The sequence below is a fragment of the Nonomuraea sp. NPDC051191 genome (genome assembly GCF_044455665.1).
GTDB lineage: Bacteria > Actinomycetota > Actinomycetes > Streptosporangiales > Streptosporangiaceae > Nonomuraea.
In genome coordinates this window covers 80,631-96,373 of record NZ_JBITEZ010000024.1, presented here as the reverse complement: position 1 = coordinate 96,373, position 15,743 = coordinate 80,631, and the positions used below count along the sequence as shown (strand labels likewise).

Sequence of the window (15,743 nt, the reverse complement as noted above, 5' to 3'; positions counted from 1 at the left end):
CCCCGGTTCAGCGCAGCAGCACGTGGCAGGCGAGCTGGAGCGCCAGCCGGGTGGCGGCGTCGTCCAGGTCGAAGCCGGCGGCCTTGATGCGTTCCAGGCGGGTGGTGACCGTGTTGCGGTGCACGCCCAGGCGTTCGGCGGCCTTGAGAGCGCCGCCCTCGTCCAGGACGGCGGCCAGCGTCACCAGCAGCGTGCCGTCCTTGTCGACGGCCAGCAGCGGCTGGAGCACGACGGCCGCGGGCGCCCGCAGCACCCCCGCCGGGAGCGCGCCGAGCAGCTCGGCCGGTCCCATCCGGTCGGCGCGGGCCACCGTGCCCGCGCCGGCCACGAACGCCGCCGCCTCGGCGCCGAGCAGCGACTCCCCCACCGCGTCCAGCCCCTCCACCGCGGCGCCCACCCCGGCCGCGCACGGCCACGGCATGCTCTCCACGCAGCGCCGCAGATGCTCGGCGAGCCCGCCGGGCGGCTCCGGCGACCAGCCGGCCCACCCCTCGCCGCGCCGCAGCACCGGCACCTGGCCCAGCGCCGCGGTGACCAGCGCCTGGACGAGCGGCCCGTCGTCGGCCAGCGCCCCCACCGGCCGGACGTGGTAGGCCGTCAGCGCCCCGCGCACCGCCCATCCCAGCGCCACCGCCTCCGCCGGGGCCCCTTCCAGCCAGATGCCGCCGTCCCCGGCCGGCTCGTGGGCGGGCCGTCCTTCGGCGAGCAGCCGCCGGGCCAGCGCCGACTGCAGGGCGAAGTCGCGTGAGGCGCGCAGGCGTTCCTGGGCCGCCCACGCCGCCAGCGGCGCCACCGCCAGGCCCAGCACGGTCCGCACCACCGCGGGCCAGCCGGGCGAGCGCGACGTCCCCGCGGCCACCAGCGTGCCGAGCGCGGGGCTGTCCTGGCCGGGCACCTCGACCTCGGCCGCCCACCGGGAGCCCGACGGCCGGGGCTGCTCGTGGTCGCCCGGCGCGCGGGCGGCACTCTGGCGGCCGGCGACGTGCAGGCCGTACCGGTCGAGGAAGGCCACCGACGTGCCGGGCAGCTCGGCGTTGAGCACCCCGAGCACCCGCCGCGCCGACGGGCCCGCGTCGGCCAGCCGGGTCGCGCAGCGGGCCACGAGCTGGGTGCGCGCCGCCTCGGGGCGGGAGGCCGCCGAGGCGACCCGGACGGCGACGATCAGCGGGTCCTCGTCCACGAAGATCAGGGTGACGCCGAGCCGTTCGGCCAGCACCTCGCCCGACCCGGCGCTCAGGCCGCCCGACGGCGCGATCACGCAGGCCGCCGCCTGCTCCCAGGCCCGGCGCATGGCCATCTCGACCGCCCAGCCGCCGCCGGCCGCCGCCCCGATCAGCACGACCGCCGTGTGCGGCGTCACCGCGCCGAACACCGACAGGTCGTCCACGATGCGGACCTGGTGCACGGGGTTGTCGCCGCTGCCGTACATCCGGGCCCCGGCCAGCGGGCCGGTGTTGACCAGCTCCGCCACCGTGACCGGCGCCTCCCAGCCCGGCTCGCGCAACCCGCTCACGGCGACTCCGCCCGCTGCTCGAACGGGATCCCGAAGGCCCGCAACCCGCCCAGCGCGAGCCCCCGGCCCGTGTGCCACACCGGCGCGGCCTTGACCACCATGACCTCCACCTCCATGCCGGGCGCCGCCTTGTCGACGTCCACGACCAGGCCGTCGGCGGACGCGATCATGCAGATCTGGTCCGGCGCCATCGCCACCGGGGCCCCGTCGGCCAGCGCGAGCACGATCTCGTTGTGCGCCTCCAGCCGGACGAGCCTGCGCAGCCCGGCCGACTCCTGCACCACGATGCTGGAGGGCAGCGAGGGCATGGCCACGTCGGCGCCGTGCCCCGTGCTGCCCTCGACGGCCAGGATGCGGCCCGCGCACAGCGTGCGCACCCCGTACGGAGCGGCCGCCGAGCGCGGCGCGCCGGGCGCCCCGGCCGCCAGCAGCAGGCTGACCGTGCCCGGCACCAGCACCCGGGCCAGGTCCCGCGCCGCCATCGGGTAGCAGGCGGCCACCGCCCACCCGCCCACCGCCAGCACGACCGGACGCAGCAGCTCCTCCACCCGGCCGCCCGCCGTCTCCAGCAGCACCAGCTCCCCCGACGCCCCGGCCAGCGCCAGCGGGGTCGCGCTGAGCCCGCCCAGCGTGTACGTCGTCTGCTCCACCAGCGGGAACACCCGTCCCGTCCCGTCGCCGTCGACCAGCGGCACGCCCAGGGCCGCCGCGGCGACCAGCGGGATCAGCGCGTTCTCGGCCGCCAGGTTGAGCGCCACCACGGCCCCGGCCCGCTCCCCCAGCCGCCGCTCCAGCGCCCGCACCGCCCGTACGGGCTCGTCGCCCGCGGGCAGTTGCTCGCCGAGCGCCGTGGTGGACCCGGCCAGGCTGACCACCATGCACAACGTCCCCGGGTCCAGCTCGCCGGCGGCGGCCAGCTCGACGCCGTCGCCGAGCACCGACTCCGCCCAGGCGAAGGTGAGGCTGTAGGAGGACTCGCCGGCGCCCGTGGCGAACAGCCGCGACCCCGCCGAGAAGCGGCGCAGCTCGTCGGGGCCGATGAGCCGGGTCACGGCGTCGCGCCTTCCGCCGTGACGCGCACCCGGTAGAAGCCGTCGGGCAGGTAGGACAGGGGGTTGACGATGGTCTCGGCGATGCGGGCGAAGCCGGGGGCGGCGCCGGCGCTGACCACGCGGGTCAGCGCCTCGTCCCTGGCGTCCTGCAGCGCCCGGTCCAGCTCGGCCCGGCCGCGCGCCTGCACGATGCGCTCCACCTGGGCCTCGGGCCGGGCGAGCGCGGCCCCGTAGGCGGCGGCCAGCAGGTCCTCGCCCCCGCCGCCGGGCTCGATCACCTCGAACGGCGCCGGGCGGTCCGCCGTGGCCAGGGCGGCCCGGCCGCGGCGCAGGCTGGTCGTCCCGCCGCGGTCGCAGGCCCGCGGGTAGCGGCGGAAGTAGTGCGCCGACACCAGGCCGCTGCCCGAGCGGGCGAAGAACAGCGGCACCCCGGGCAGCTCCCGCGCCACCCGGTCGGCGATCCGGCCGGCCTCGGGGCCGAGCGCCGCGTTCCTGATCGCGTGCGCCTCGCGTTCCCGCAGGCCGGGGCGGCCGAACTCGTACGACAGCGTGATCCGGGCCGCGGGCACCTCCGCCGCGATGATCGCGGCCACCGCCAGCTCGTGGTCGGCCAGCATGGGCGACCCGGTCGCCGTCACGGCGAAGTCGATCAGGCCGCAGCCGGCGGCGAACTCGCGTACCGCGCCGGTGTCCAGCGGCGCCAGCGGGCGGCCGGTCAGGCTGTGCCCGCCGCGCACGATCGTCGCCACCCCCGGCTCGGCCACCGGCCGCAACACCGGCGGGCACGGGCCGCCGACGCGGATCGCGGCCACCGGCGCGCGCGGCATCCCGTCGAGGTCGACCGCCACGCAGGCGCGTACCGCCTCCGACGGCGGCGCGCCGTCGCCGACGGCCACCACCGCCGGCGACGGCCCGTCCAGCGCGACGCCGAGGATCACTCCAGCTCGCGCCCTTCGGTCTCGGGCAGCGGCACCGCCAGCAGCGCCGTGACCACCATGAACGCGTTGATCACCAGCATCGTCGCGGTGAAGCCGGTGGCGTGGGCGAGCAGCGCGCCCACGGCCGACGGCGCGACCGTGGTGGCCACGAGCTGGGACGCCGTGGCCCAGGAGTAGCCGGTGCCGCGCAGGGCGGTCGGGTAGAACTCGCCGTTCCAGGTGTTCCAGACGCCCCACGCGCCCAGGCTGAAGAACGACAGGACGAAGTTGCCCACGTACAGGCCGGGCAGGCTGCTCGCGGTGGCGAACCACAGGCCGCCCAGCACGGCCGCGACGACGTAGAACAGGAAGACCTTCTTGCGGCCGAACCGCCCGGTCAGCAGCGACGCGCTCACGTAACCGGGGATCATCATCAGCGCGCTGAGCGCGGCGAAGCCCAGCGAGGCCGACAACGACAGGCCCTTGGCCTGGAGCAACGTCGGCAGCCAGGTCTGCAGCCCCCAGTAGCCCCAGTTGAAGACGAAGTTGAGCGCCAGCATGAGCACGGTGATCCGGGCCAGCCGGCCGCGCAGCAGGTCCATCGGATTGCCCACGCGGCCGCTCGCCGCCGTGCCCGCCATGGTGAACGTCGCCTCGGCGTCGGGGCTGCCCAGGGTGCGCAGCACGGCCCGCGCCTCCTCCTGCCGCCCGCGCGCGGCCAGCCAGTACGGCGACTCCGGCACCCACGCCCTGATCGCGAACGCCCACAGCCCGGCCGCCGCGCTGGCGATCACCACGACGTGCCAGCCGAGGCCGCCGAGCGTCACCGAGGCGGCGATGGCCGCCAGCATGCCGATGGGCCAGCCGATCGACAGGTACACCGCCGCCCGCCCCCGGTGCCTGGTGGGCAGCAGCTCCAGGAAGAGCGGGAAGGTGATCGTGTAGACGCCGGCAAGCGCGAGCCCGGAGCCGACGCGCAGCGCGACCAGCGTCGCCAGGTTCGGCGCGAACGCCGAGGCGAACGCGATCACGCCGTAGGCCAGCAGCGACCAGAACGCGGTCGGCTTGCGCCCGATGCGGTCGGCGAGCGGCCCCCAGACCAGCACGCCGGGGATCATGCCGAACGCCACCGCCGACAGCACGACGCCGATCCCGGCCTCGTCGATGCCGAACGCCGGGCCGAGGTCGCCGGAGACGTAGACCAGCGCGAGCTGCTCCCACGACTCGATGACGAAGGCGATGAACAGCGCGAGCGCGATGAGCACGTGCCGGCGGGAGAACGGCATCCGGTCGAACGCCGCCCCGATGGGGAGCGTCGGTGCTTCGGTGGCGGTCATGCAAGGCTCCTCGGAGGGGGGCGCGAAGTATTGCCGCACCATAGGGCCGTCCCCCTTCCGCCTCGGTGTGCGCGACGCCCGGCCGGGGCCGGTCCGGCTGTGCGCCGCGCACTTCCAGGCCCGCCGGACGGCGGCCACCCCCTGTGTCAGAGCGTGTTCTCGTGCACGTGGACGATCTTCCACTCGCCGTCCACCAGGCGCAGCACGCACGTCGTCCGGACGAGCTCGGGGTCGCCGTGCTCGAAGTCCACCTGCAGCAGGTACCTGGCCAGGGCGGTGTCGCCCCACACGTCCACGATCTCGTCGATGGCCCGGACGGAGGTCTCCGCCGGGCCGTCCGACGGGCGCGCGTCGCGCACTCTGTCGAGCTGCCGCCTGCTGGTGATCAGGCCGGGCTCGGCGGAGTCCCAGATCGTGGCCTCCGGGTGGAGGAGCCGGTCGATGCCCTGCCTGTCGCCTTGTGCGTAGGCGTCGTACATGCCGGTAATAACGGCCCAGACAGCGTCGCGTGCCACGCTTCCGTACTCCCTCGTCTTGGTGAAATATGGTTCTTTCTCACCGTATGGGTAGCGCGGAACGCCGGCGTCTTTACGCTGTAGATCAGGGATTGAGCCACTCGCGCAGCTTGGCCACCGCCAGGCCCATGGCGGCCTTGTTGGCATTGGTGTCGCGCAGCAGGTCCACCATGGCGAAGTCGTGCACCATCCCCGCCAGCTGGACCGCGGTGACGTCGTTGCCCGCCTCCCGCAGCCGGGCCGCGTACGCCTCGCCCTCGTCCCGCAGGACGTCGGCCTCGCCGTTCAGCACCAGGGCCGGCGGCAGGCCGCGCAGCTCCCGGTCGCTCGCGCGCAGCGGCGAGGCGTGGCTCTCCGCGCGCTGCGCCGGATCTGTCGTGTACTGGTCCCAGAACCACTTCATGCCGTCCCGGTTGAGGTAGTAGCCCGTGGCGAACTGCTTGTAGGACTCGGTGTCGAAGTTCGCGTCCGTGACCGGGTAGAACAGCACCTGGCCGAGCAGCCGCACGTCACCGCGTTCCTTGGCCATCAGCGTCAGCACGATCGACATGTTGCCGCCCACCGAGTCCCCGGCCACGGCCATGCGGGAGGGGTCGAGGCCCTTCTCCGCGCCGTGCTGGGCCACCCACTGGGCGGCGGCGTAGTTCTGTTCGATCTGCGTGGGGTACTTCGCCTCGGGCGCGCGGTCGTACTCGGGGAAGACGACGGCGGCGCCGGTCCGTACGGCCAGCTCGCGGACGAGCCGGTCATGCGTGTGCGCCGAGCCGAACACCCAGCCCGCGCCGTGGATGTAGAAGATGACCGGCAGCGTGCCCGTGGCCCCCTTGGGCCTGACGATGCGCACCGGCACGATGCCCGTCGGGCCGCCCTGGACCTGGATCCACTCCTCGTCCACCTCCGGCCTGGGCACGGCCGGGTCGGACTGCAGCTTCTCCAGCACCTCGCGGCCCTGCTCGGGCGGCAGCTCGTAGATGAAGGGACGCTTGGCGTTGGCGTCGGCGAACTCCTGCGCCGCCTTCTCCAGCACGATCTGCTTGCTGATCATCGTCGTCACGGTGGCCGCCCCCGGTTGTCAGTGTCATCCACCCGGTTCCTGCCTGCGCCTACCTCGATCCGATCGCCCAGTTGCGTCAAATTCCGCCCAAGCGGCTCTCATTCGCGCCGTAGCTCGTGGGCCAGCTCCTCCAGCTCCGCGCCGCCGGCCATCAGCGCGGTCAGCTCGTCCTTGCCGAGGTCGGCCTTGGCGTACTCGCCCATGCTGGTCCCGCGGTTGAGCAGCAGGAACCGGTCGCCGACCGGGTAGGCGTGGTGCGGGTTGTGGGTGATGAACACCACGCCGAGCCCCCGGTCGCGGGCGCGGGCGATGTACCGCAGCACCACACCGGCCTGCTTGACGCCCAGCGCCGAGGTGGGCTCGTCCAGGATGAGGACGCGCGCGCCGAAGTGCACGGCCCTGGCGATGGCCACCGACTGCCGCTCGCCGCCCGACAGCGTGCCGACGGGCTGGTCCACGTCCCGGATGTCGATGCCCATCGCGCGCAGCTCCTCGGCCGCGACCCGGCGGGCCCTGGCCACGTCGAAGGCCGGGCCCTTGCGGGGCTCGGAGCCGAGGAAGAAGTTCCGCCAGACCGACATGAGCGGGATCATCGCCAGGTCCTGGTAGACGGTGGCGATGCCCCGGTCGAGCGCCTCGCGCGGGCTGGAGAAGCGCACCTCGGCCCCGTCCACCAGGTACGACCCCGTGTCGTGCTGGTGCACCCCGGACAGGATCTTGATGAGCGTGGACTTGCCGGCGCCGTTGTCGCCCAGCACGCAGGTGACCGTGCCCTCCGCCACGCCCATCGACACCCCGCGCAGGGCCAGCACCGAGCCGAACGTCTTGCCGATGTCCCGGGTCTGCAGGATCAACGCCGCACCTCCTCCGCATAGCGCCGGACCATGCGGTTGGCCAGCGTCGCCAGCAGCAGCATGGCCCCGAGGAAGAACTTGAACCAGTCGGCGTCCCAGCCCAGGAACACGATGCCCTTGTCGGCCATGCCGAAGATCACCGCGCCGATGGAGGCGCCGACGGCGGAGCCGTACCCGCCGGTCAGCAGGCAGCCGCCGATGACGGCCGCGATGATGTAGATGAACTCCTGCCCGATGCCGATGTTGGCCTGGACGGAGGTGTACCGCAGGGCCAGGATCGAGCCGACCAGCCAGGCGGCGACCGCCGTCGTCATGAACAGCGCGATCTTCGTCCGGGCCGCCGGCACCCCGACCGCCCGCGCGGCCTGCTCGTCGCCGCCCACCGCGAAGATCCAGTTGCCCGGCCTGGAACGCATGAGCACCCAGGTGGCCAGCGCGGTGATCGCGATCCACCACAGGATCGCCACCCGGAACGACGTGCCGCCGATCTGGATCGTGCCCGCGAGCACCGCGCTGGCGCCGTCGAACCCCGGCGCCCGGCGCAGCCCGCCGACCTGCACGGTCCCGGTGATGGCCTTGGTGACGCCGAGGTTGACGCCCTGCAGCATGAGGAACGTGCCCAGCGTGACGATGAAGCTGGGCAGCTTCGTCCGGGTCACCACCAGGCCGTTGGCGAACCCGACGGCCAGCGCCACGACCAGCCCGGCCAGCATGGCGGGCCACACGCCGAACCCGTAGCGGGTGGCCAGCGTGACCAGGATCAGCCCGCTGGTGCCGGTCAGCACGCCCGCCGACAGGTCGAACTCGCCGCCGATCATGAGCAGCGCCACCGCGACCGCCATGATGCCGAGCGTGGCGGCCGGGTCGAGCCAGTTGGCGATGCCGGCCGGCGAGCGGAACACCTCCGACTGCGCGGCGAAGAACGCGAACACCGCGACCAGCCCCACCACGGCCCCGAGCTCGGGCCGGACGATCAGGCGGCGGGCCAGGCCGACCCGGGCGACCCGCTCGTCGGCCCGCGCGGGAGCGGCCGTCATCGGCGACCCTCCCCATCCTCGCGGGCACTCATCGGGTGCCCGCCTCGGCCAGCTTGGCCACCTGCTCGGCGTTGTCCTTGGTCACGAAGCCGGGCCCGGTGTTGACCGGCAGCCCGCCGCCGACGGTGTTGAGGTTGTCCTTGTAGAGCTTCAGGAACGTGATCGGCAGGTAGCCCTGGAGGTACTGCTGCTGGTCGACGGCGAACAGGATCTCGCCGTCCTTGATCGCGGCGACCACGTCGCCCGACAGGTCGAAGGTGGCGAGCTTGGCCTGCGACCCCGAGTCCTTGATCGCGTCCCTGGCCGCCACGGCGACCGCGGGGTTGAGCGCGAGCACGCCGTTGACCTGCTTGTCCGACTGCAGCTTGGCGGTGACCTTGGAGGTGACGTCGGCCAGGTTGGCGACGTCCACCTGAAGGCGCTCGACCGTGCCGCCGAGGGTCTGCTCGGCGCCCTTGCAGCGCTGGTCGAGGCCGACGTTGCCGGCCTCGTGCACGACGCACAGCAGCTTGGTGACGCCCGCGGCCTTGAGCTGCTCGCCCGCGCCGCGCCCGGCGACGTCCTCGGACTGGCCGACGTGGGTGATGGCGCCGAACGCCTTGGAGGAGTCGGCCCCGGAGTTGATGGTCACGACCGGGATCCTGGCCGCGACGGCCTTGCCGATCGCCTCCTTGAGCGCGTCGGGGTTGGCCATGGACACGACGAGCCCGTCCACCTTCTCCGAGACAGCCTGGTCGATGAGCTGCGACTGCTTGGCGGGGTCGCCGTCGCCCTGGTAGGTGACCTTGACGCCGTACTGCTTGCCGGCGGCCTCGGCGCCGTTCTTGACGACGTCCCAGAAGGCGTCGCCGGCGCCGCCGTGGGTGATGACGGCGAAGTTGCCACCGCCGGCCGCAGGGGCGGAGCCGGCGGCGGGTGCGGCGCTCTGCGCGCCCTGCCCTCCGGAGGAGGAACAGCCGGTCAGGGCGAGTACGCCTGCCAGCGCCAGCACGATCGGGGTACGTCTCATCGGATACCTCCAAGACCAACGGGCTAGCCTGGTTCTACCGCACCGCGATCTATTTGTATAGACATACGGACCAGGGCTCGATCTACCCAAGTAGTAGAACGGAATCATTCGTTCCCGTATGCTGAAGGCATGACCAGCGCACCCATGAGCGGCCGCAAGGCTCAGGCCGCCCGCAACGACGAACTGATCCTCCAGGCGGCCCGGGCGGTCTTCACCGCCGACCCCGGCGCCCCCATAGCCGCCGTGGCCGAGAAGGCGGGCGTCGGGATCAGCGCGCTCTACCGCCGCTACCCCAGCAAGGAGGCGTTGCTGCAGAAGCTGTGCGGCGACGGGCTGAAGCTCTACGCCGCCGTGGCCCAGCAGGCGATGGACGACCAGGGCGACCCCTGGGAGGCGTTCGCCGCCTACCTGCGCGGCATCGTGGACGCCGACACCAACTCCTTGACGATCAAGCTGGCCGGCACCTTCCAGCCGACGGAGGAGCTCTACCACGACGCCGTCCACGCCGGCGACCTGGCCACCCGGCTGCACCACCGGGCGGTCGAGGCGGGCGTGCTGCGGGCCGACGTCACGGTGGCCGACATCGCGCTGCTGTTCGAGCAGATCGCCTCGATCAAGCTCGGCGACGGCGAGCGCACCTCCCAGCTCCGCCACCGCTACCTGACGCTGATGATGGACTCGCTGCGGGTGCCGCCCGCCCACCGCGATCTGCCCGGCCCGGCCCCGGAGGACGAGGAGCTGTCGGTCCGCTGGTACCCGAACCGCTGACCCAGCCGCTAGCCCAGCCGGAGGGCGAGGTCCAGCACGCGGCGGGCCCTGGCGACGATCGGGGCGTCCACGAAGCGGCCGTCGGGCAGGGCGACGGCCCCCGCGCCCGCCCGCTCGGCCGCCTCGACGATCTCGGCGGCCCTGGCCGTCTCCTCCTCGGTGGGCCGGAAGGCCCGCCGGATCCCCGGGAGCTGGGCGGGATGGATGGCGGTCCTGCCGAACAGGCCGAGCGCGCGGCCGGCCCGGCAGGAGGCGACCAGCCCGTCCTCGTCCTTGATGTCGGGGTAGACCGACATGGGCACCGGCGGCAGGCCCGCGGCGGCGGCGGCGAGCACGACCTGCAGCCTGAGGTGGTTCATGGCGTTCTCGTCCGTGACGGACAGCTCGGCGGCCAGGTCCTGCTCGCCCAGCGCCACGCCGGCCACGCGCGGGTGGGCGGCCACGGCGCGGGCCTCGACGATCCCGGCCGCCGACTCCAGCAGCGCGTACAGGGGGGCCGTGCCGGGGAGGGCGTCCAGCGCGGCGGGCGACTCGACCTTGGGCAGCCGTACGGCGTCGGCCAGCTCGCCCACGGCCGCCAGGTCGTCCAGGCCGCGCGCGGTCGTCACGTCGTTGACCCGGACGTGCACCGCCGGCCCGGCCTCCCTGGGCTCGCGCAGGTAGGCGACGGCGTGGGCGCGGGCGGCGTCCTTGGCCTCGGGCGCGACCGCGTCCTCCAGGTCGATGATGATCACGTCGGCGCCCGAGGCGGCGGCCTTGGCGAAACGTCCGGGGCGGTCGCCGGGCACGTACAGCCAGGTGACGGGGGCGTTCACGCGATCACCCCGGCCTCGCGCAGGGCCGCGACGGTCTCGGCCGGGTAGTCCAGCTCGCCCAGCACCTCGTCGGTGTCGTGGCCGAGCGGGCGGCCGGGCCAGCGGATCTCGCCGGGCGTCTCCGACAGGCGGAACAGCACGTTCTGCAGGGTGACCGTGCCCAGCTCCTCGTCCGGCAGCTCGACGAACGTGCCGAGCGCGGCGTACTGCGGGTCGCTCGCCAGGTCGGTGACGTCGTAGATGGGGGCGACGGCGGCCTGGGCCTCCTCGAAGCGGGCGATGACCTCGTCGGCGTCGCGGGCGGCGATCCAGGTGGCGACCGCCTCGTCCAGCTCGTCCACGTGCTGGACGCGGCCGTGGCCGCTGGCGAACCAGGGCTGCTCGACCAGGTCGGCCCGCCCGACGAGGGTGACGACGCGCTCGGCGATGGGCTGGGCGCTGGTGGAGATCGCCAGCCAGCGGCCGTCGCGGGTGCGGTAGGTGTTGCGCGGCGCGTTGCTGCTGGACCGGTTGCCGGTGCGCCGCGGCACGACCCCCAGCGCCTTGTACGCGGTCATCTGCGGCCCGAGCAGGCCCAGGATGGGCTCGATGATGGCCAGGTCGATGACCTGCCCGCGGCCGGTCGCCGCGCGGGCGTGCAGGGCCACCATGATCGCGTACGACATGGCCAGGCCCGCGATGCCGTCGGCCAGGGCCAGCGGCGGCAGGGTCGGGGGGCCGTCCGGTTCGCCGGTCATGGCCGCGAACCCGCTCATGGCCTCGGCCAGCGTCCCGAACCCCGGTTGCCCGGACATCGGGCCGACCTGCCCGAACCCGGTCATCCGGGCCACGATCAGCCGGGGGTTGGCCTTGAGCAGGTCCTCGGGGGCCAGATTCCAGCGTTCGAGCGTGCCGGGACGGAAGTTCTCGATCAGCACGTCGGAGCGCTCGGCCAGGCGGCGCAGGATCTCCTGGCCCTCGGCGCGGGAGAGGTCGACGGCGGCGGTGCGCTTGTTGCGCGACAACGACTTCCACCACAGGCCCACGCCGTCCACCGAGGCGCCGTGGCCGCGCGAGGGGTCGCCGCGCCGCGGGTGCTCGATCTTGACGACGTCGGCGCCGAAGTCGCCCAGCATCATCGCAGCGGAGGGACCGGCGAACAGCGTCGCCGCGTCGATGACCCGCAGGTCGGCGAGACTTGTCATAGTTTGTAAGTTATAAGAAATAAGTCATAGCCGCGACCGGCCCGTGCGAGAGACTGGGGACATGACAGCCAGCGAGCCCACGCCGCCCATGAGCAAGGCCGACTACGTCTACAGCGTGCTGCTCGACGAGATCCGCGGCGGCCGCATCCCCGGCGGCACCGCCCTGCGCGCCGGAGCCGTCGCCCGACGGCTCGGCGTCTCGGTCACGCCGGTGCGCGAGGCGCTGCGCCGCCTGGAGAAGGACCGCCTGATCAGCTACGAGGCCCACCACGGCGCGACCGTCATCGACCTGGGCGACGACGCCCTCGCCGAGTACTACGGCCTGCGCGCGGTCGTCGAGGGCCTGGGCGCGCGGCTGGCGGCGGCCAGGATCACCGCCGACGACCTCGTCCGGCTGCGCGACCTGCACCGCGAGATGGTCACCGACGCCGAGCAGGGCAGGTACGACCGGCTGGCCGAGCGCAGCAGCCAATTCCACCTGAGCATCGTGGACATCGGCGGCCCGGCCTTCCTCGGCGCGCACGCCAGGTCGGTGCGCAACGGCGTCCCGGTGCCCGCCGAGGCGTCGTTGTGGCTGGACCCGGCGCGGGCCGGGCGGCAGCTGCGGGCCCACGAGGAGCTGCTGGCCGCCCTGGAGGCGGGCGACGCCGACGCCGCCGAACGCGTCATGATCGACCACATCCGGCAGGCCGGGGAGTACCGCAAGGACCACTGATGACAAACATCATCGTTCACACCCGGTTCATTGATTCACCGTGACGGGTGTTGCACGATGAGTCACTCTGATGGTCTTGCCGCGACCCCGACGCCGAAGGAGCCGACGCTGTGGCGGACGCGTGGACGCTCAATCCCGACTACCGCACCCCCTCCGTCCCCGCGGACGACTGCACCGAGCCCGGCCCCTGGCGCCACCCCGACGGCCAGGTGATGAACGGCGCCTACGAGCGCAGGCGTCCCAGGCGGCGCACCGAGGTCGTCACCGTCTGGTACGGCTACGCGCTGAGCCGCTGCCTGGGCCCTCGCATGCCGCGCTTCAGCAGCCCGCTGGTCTCGGCCTGGAACCCGGTGCTGGCCCAGGGGCTGAGCTGCGAGCCCGGGGCGCCGACGCCGTACCGCGACGAGCGCTGGTGCGACCGCTGGGTCGCCGAGGCCCTGCTGTACGGGCGCAAGCCGTACGGCACCTTCACCCTGCCCGCCGAGGACGCGCTGCGCTGGTTCGCCAAGAGCGGCGGCACCGGCCTGGTCTACCGGGCGCGCGCCGAAGGCGCGGGCGTCAGGGTCGTGGCGGGCACCACCGAGCCCTACGAACGGCTCTTCGACCTCGACTCCCTGATCGCCGACTACCGCGAGGCCCTGCCCGCCGAACGCGCCGAGGCCGAGGTGGCGGCGCTGGAGTCGCACCGCGGCCTGTCCCCCGCCCTGGCCTACGTGCTGGGCGAGGACGCCGAGGCGCGCTTCGCCGGCGCGCCGCGCTCGGTGCGCGGCCTGACCCTGGGCTACCCCCCGCGCGAGACGGCCGCCCGCGTCGCCGCCGATATGCTAGCCGGGTGACCATCAAGGGCATTCTGTTCGACCTCGACGGCACCCTGCTCGACCATCGCGGCGCGGCCGACGCCGCGATCACCGCGTGGGCGTCGGCGCTGGCCCCCGGCCATCCGCGCCTGCCCGAGGTCGCGGCGCTGTGGGCCGCGCTGGAGATCCCCCACCTGACCGCCTGGCAGGCGGGCGAGTGCTCGTGGGAGGAGCAGCGCCGCCGTCGCGTGCGCGCCCTGTGCCGGGAGCTGGCCGTCGAGGCGCCCGCCGATCTTGCGGCGGCCTTCGCCTCCTACGCCGAGCACTACCGGCGCGGCTGGGCCGCCTACCCCGACGCGGCTCCGGCGCTGGCCGAGCTGCGGGGCTACACGCTCGGCGTCCTGACCAACGGGTCGCGGGGCGTGCAGGAGGCGAAGGTGCGGGCGATCGGCCTCGACGTCGGCCCGGTGCTGACCGGCGAGGGCCTGGGCGGGCACTTCAAGCCTTCCCCCGCCTGCTACGCCGCGGCGGCGCGGGCCCTCGGGCTGCCGCCCGAGGAGGTGCTGCTGGTGGGCGACGACCTCGACAACGACGTACGCGGCCCGGCGGCGGCCGGCATGCCCTCGGTGTGGATCGACCGGCTGGGCGCCGAGGCCGCGCCGGAGGGGTTCCCCCGCCTCACCTCGCTCACCGAGCTGCCCGCGCTGCTCGCCTCCCGCCATTTGTCTGGACATTCTGACCTCGGTTAGGCTGATCGGCATGACCCCGAACCTGGCCATCGACCTGGACCGGTCCAGCCCCGTGCCGCTCTACTTCCAGGTGGCCGAGCAGATCGCCGAGGCGATCCGGCGTGGCGACCTGACGCCCGGCTCCCGGCTGGACAACGAGATCCTGCTCGCCGACAAGCTCGGCCTGTCCAGGCCGACGATCCGCCAGGCGATCCAATACCTCGTCGACAAGGGCCTGCTGGTGCGCAAGCGCGGCGTCGGCACGCAGGTGGTCCACGGCCAGGTCAAGCGCTCGGTCGAGCTGACCAGCCTCTACGACGACCTGCGCCGCGCGGGCCAGGAGCCGGCCACGCAGGTGCTCGCGCTGGAGCCGCGGCCGGTCGAGGAGGACAAGGCGGCCATCCTGGGCGTCGAGCCCGGCACCGAGATCCTCTACCTCGAACGCCTGCGCTTCGCCGCCGGCGAGCCGCTCGCCGTCCTGCACAACTGGCTCCCGCTGGGGCTGGCGCCGCTCTCCTCCGCCGACCTGGAGGGCCGCGGCCTGTACGAGCTGCTGCGCGGCGCGGGCGTGCGCATGCGGGTGGCCAACCAGCGCATCGGAGCCCGCGCCGCCGGCCAGGTCGAGGCCAAGCTGCTCGACGAGCGCCGCGGCGCGCCGCTGCTCACCATGGTCCGGACGACGTACGACGACCAGGGCCGGGCCGTCGAGCACGGCTCACACGTCTATCGGGCCTCGCACTACTCCCTTGAGGTCACCCTCATCGAGCGCTGAGGCCGCGCGGCGCTTGAGGTAGAGCGTGGTGCCGATGCCGAACAGCACGGCCACCCCGAGCCCGACCCACGAGAAGCCCTTCAGCCACTTCTCGGCCACCATCCCGAGATAGTAGATCACCGCGGTGGTGCCGCCCGCCCACACGATGCCGCCCAGCACGTTCGCCACCGCGAACCGCCAGTACGGCATGCGCAGCGCCCCCGCCAGCGGCCCGGCGAGGATGCGCAGCAGCGCGATGAAACGGCCGACGAACACGGCCCAGACGCCGTACCGGTGGAAGTAGTTCTCGGCCTTCGCGACGTGGCGGGGGCCGAAGTGGCGGGGGAAACGCCGGCCCAGCCGGTCGAACAGCCGGCGGCCGCCCTTGCGCCCGATGGCGTAACCGGCCGAGTCGCCCACGATGGCCCCGGCGCTCGCGCACAGGCCCACCGCGACCGGGCTCACCACGCCCTTGGCGGACAGAATGGCGGCACTGACGAGCACGATCTCGCCGGGCAGCGGGATGCCGAGGCTCTCCAGGCCGATCACGAGCGCGACCATCGCGCACAACCAGGCGGCGGGGATCGCTTGCAGCCATTCGTCGATATGCACGCGGCCACCCTAACCCCGCGCCCCGCCTCCTCCGTCCGTCCGCCACCCGGAACGCACGCCCGCGCCACCTCCGGCCCTTGGGAGG

Annotated in this window: 17 protein-coding genes; 5 read left to right on the top strand and 12 right to left on the bottom strand. The window is 73.8% G+C overall.

Annotated elements, in window-relative coordinates; all coding sequences use genetic code 11:
* Nucleotides 1-7: 7 nt before the first annotated feature.
* The 9 genes from ACIA8R_RS46725 to ACIA8R_RS46685 all read right to left on the bottom strand — a co-directional run bounded on the left by ACIA8R_RS46725 (nucleotide 8) and on the right by ACIA8R_RS46685 (nucleotide 9,288).
* The gene (locus tag ACIA8R_RS46725; protein ID WP_397044313.1) at nucleotides 8-1,513 is read right to left on the bottom strand and encodes a PucR family transcriptional regulator; all 1,506 of its coding nucleotides are present in this window, start codon (nucleotides 1,511-1,513) and stop codon (nucleotides 8-10) included.
* Nucleotides 1,510-2,565, bottom strand: coding sequence for a DUF917 domain-containing protein (locus ACIA8R_RS46720; RefSeq protein ID WP_397044311.1), 1,056 nt, complete (start codon nucleotides 2,563-2,565; stop codon nucleotides 1,510-1,512). The genes ACIA8R_RS46725 and ACIA8R_RS46720 overlap by 4 nt, the downstream gene beginning before the upstream one ends.
* Entirely contained in the window at nucleotides 2,562-3,503 is a 942-nt protein-coding gene (locus tag ACIA8R_RS46715) for a hypothetical protein (RefSeq protein WP_397044309.1), read from the bottom strand. The genes ACIA8R_RS46720 and ACIA8R_RS46715 overlap by 4 nt, the downstream gene beginning before the upstream one ends.
* Nucleotides 3,500-4,819, bottom strand: a complete 1,320-nt coding sequence (locus ACIA8R_RS46710; RefSeq protein WP_364095710.1) for an MFS transporter — start codon at nucleotides 4,817-4,819, stop codon at nucleotides 3,500-3,502. The genes ACIA8R_RS46715 and ACIA8R_RS46710 overlap by 4 nt, the downstream gene beginning before the upstream one ends.
* A gap of 146 nt (nucleotides 4,820-4,965) precedes the next feature.
* Entirely contained in the window at nucleotides 4,966-5,334 is a 369-nt protein-coding gene (locus ACIA8R_RS46705) for a nuclear transport factor 2 family protein (protein ID WP_357706905.1), read from the bottom strand.
* An 85-nt stretch (nucleotides 5,335-5,419) separates the two neighbouring features.
* Nucleotides 5,420-6,379, bottom strand: a complete 960-nt coding sequence (locus ACIA8R_RS46700) for an alpha/beta hydrolase (RefSeq protein WP_357706906.1) — start codon at nucleotides 6,377-6,379, stop codon at nucleotides 5,420-5,422.
* Nucleotides 6,380-6,486: 107 nt separating this feature from the next.
* A complete protein-coding gene (locus ACIA8R_RS46695) occupies nucleotides 6,487-7,242 on the bottom strand; it encodes an ATP-binding cassette domain-containing protein (protein ID WP_364095705.1) in 756 nt (251 codons plus the stop codon).
* Complete coding sequence (locus ACIA8R_RS46690) at nucleotides 7,239-8,279, bottom strand: ABC transporter permease (RefSeq protein WP_364095702.1); 1,041 nt, start codon at nucleotides 8,277-8,279, stop codon at nucleotides 7,239-7,241. Before ACIA8R_RS46690 ends, ACIA8R_RS46695 begins: the two co-directional genes overlap by 4 nt.
* A 28-nt stretch (nucleotides 8,280-8,307) precedes the next feature.
* Nucleotides 8,308-9,288, bottom strand: coding sequence for a sugar ABC transporter substrate-binding protein (locus tag ACIA8R_RS46685; RefSeq protein WP_357706910.1), 981 nt, complete (start codon nucleotides 9,286-9,288; stop codon nucleotides 8,308-8,310).
* A 129-nt stretch (nucleotides 9,289-9,417) separates the two neighbouring features.
* On the opposite strand from ACIA8R_RS46685, the gene ACIA8R_RS46680 reads away from it, so the two are divergent.
* Complete coding sequence (locus ACIA8R_RS46680; RefSeq protein ID WP_357706912.1) at nucleotides 9,418-10,056, top strand: TetR/AcrR family transcriptional regulator; 639 nt, start codon at nucleotides 9,418-9,420, stop codon at nucleotides 10,054-10,056.
* 8 nt (nucleotides 10,057-10,064) lie between these two features.
* Here ACIA8R_RS46680 and ACIA8R_RS46675 read toward each other — a convergent pair whose 3' ends face one another.
* Nucleotides 10,065-10,871: a CoA ester lyase gene (locus ACIA8R_RS46675; RefSeq protein ID WP_364095698.1), complete on the bottom strand. Its 807-nt coding sequence runs from the start codon at nucleotides 10,869-10,871 to the stop codon at nucleotides 10,065-10,067.
* The gene (locus ACIA8R_RS46670; RefSeq protein ID WP_364095695.1) at nucleotides 10,868-12,055 is read right to left on the bottom strand and encodes a CoA transferase; all 1,188 of its coding nucleotides are present in this window, start codon (nucleotides 12,053-12,055) and stop codon (nucleotides 10,868-10,870) included. Before ACIA8R_RS46670 ends, ACIA8R_RS46675 begins: the two co-directional genes overlap by 4 nt.
* Nucleotides 12,056-12,116: 61 nt before the next feature.
* On the opposite strand from ACIA8R_RS46670, the gene ACIA8R_RS46665 reads away from it, so the two are divergent.
* From ACIA8R_RS46665 to ACIA8R_RS46650, 4 genes are all read left to right on the top strand, one after another.
* Complete coding sequence (locus ACIA8R_RS46665) at nucleotides 12,117-12,770, top strand: GntR family transcriptional regulator (RefSeq protein ID WP_397044305.1); 654 nt, start codon at nucleotides 12,117-12,119, stop codon at nucleotides 12,768-12,770.
* A gap of 110 nt (nucleotides 12,771-12,880) precedes the next feature.
* Nucleotides 12,881-13,606 carry a hypothetical protein gene (locus ACIA8R_RS46660; RefSeq protein ID WP_357706917.1) on the top strand — a complete coding sequence of 242 codons (726 nt, stop codon included), beginning with the start codon at nucleotides 12,881-12,883 and terminating at the stop codon, nucleotides 13,604-13,606.
* On the top strand, nucleotides 13,603-14,316 hold the full coding sequence (locus ACIA8R_RS46655) for an HAD family hydrolase (protein WP_364095688.1): 714 nt from the start codon (nucleotides 13,603-13,605) through the stop codon (nucleotides 14,314-14,316). The genes ACIA8R_RS46660 and ACIA8R_RS46655 overlap by 4 nt, the downstream gene beginning before the upstream one ends.
* A 10-nt stretch (nucleotides 14,317-14,326) precedes the next feature.
* The gene (locus ACIA8R_RS46650) at nucleotides 14,327-15,067 is read left to right on the top strand and encodes a GntR family transcriptional regulator (protein ID WP_357706919.1); all 741 of its coding nucleotides are present in this window, start codon (nucleotides 14,327-14,329) and stop codon (nucleotides 15,065-15,067) included.
* Here the strand turns inward: ACIA8R_RS46650 and ACIA8R_RS46645 are convergent.
* On the bottom strand, nucleotides 15,011-15,658 hold the full coding sequence (locus ACIA8R_RS46645; RefSeq protein ID WP_364095685.1) for a DedA family protein: 648 nt from the start codon (nucleotides 15,656-15,658) through the stop codon (nucleotides 15,011-15,013). The two genes, ACIA8R_RS46650 and ACIA8R_RS46645, sit on opposite strands and share 57 nt — an antisense overlap.
* Between the last annotated feature and the right edge of the window lie 85 nt (nucleotides 15,659-15,743).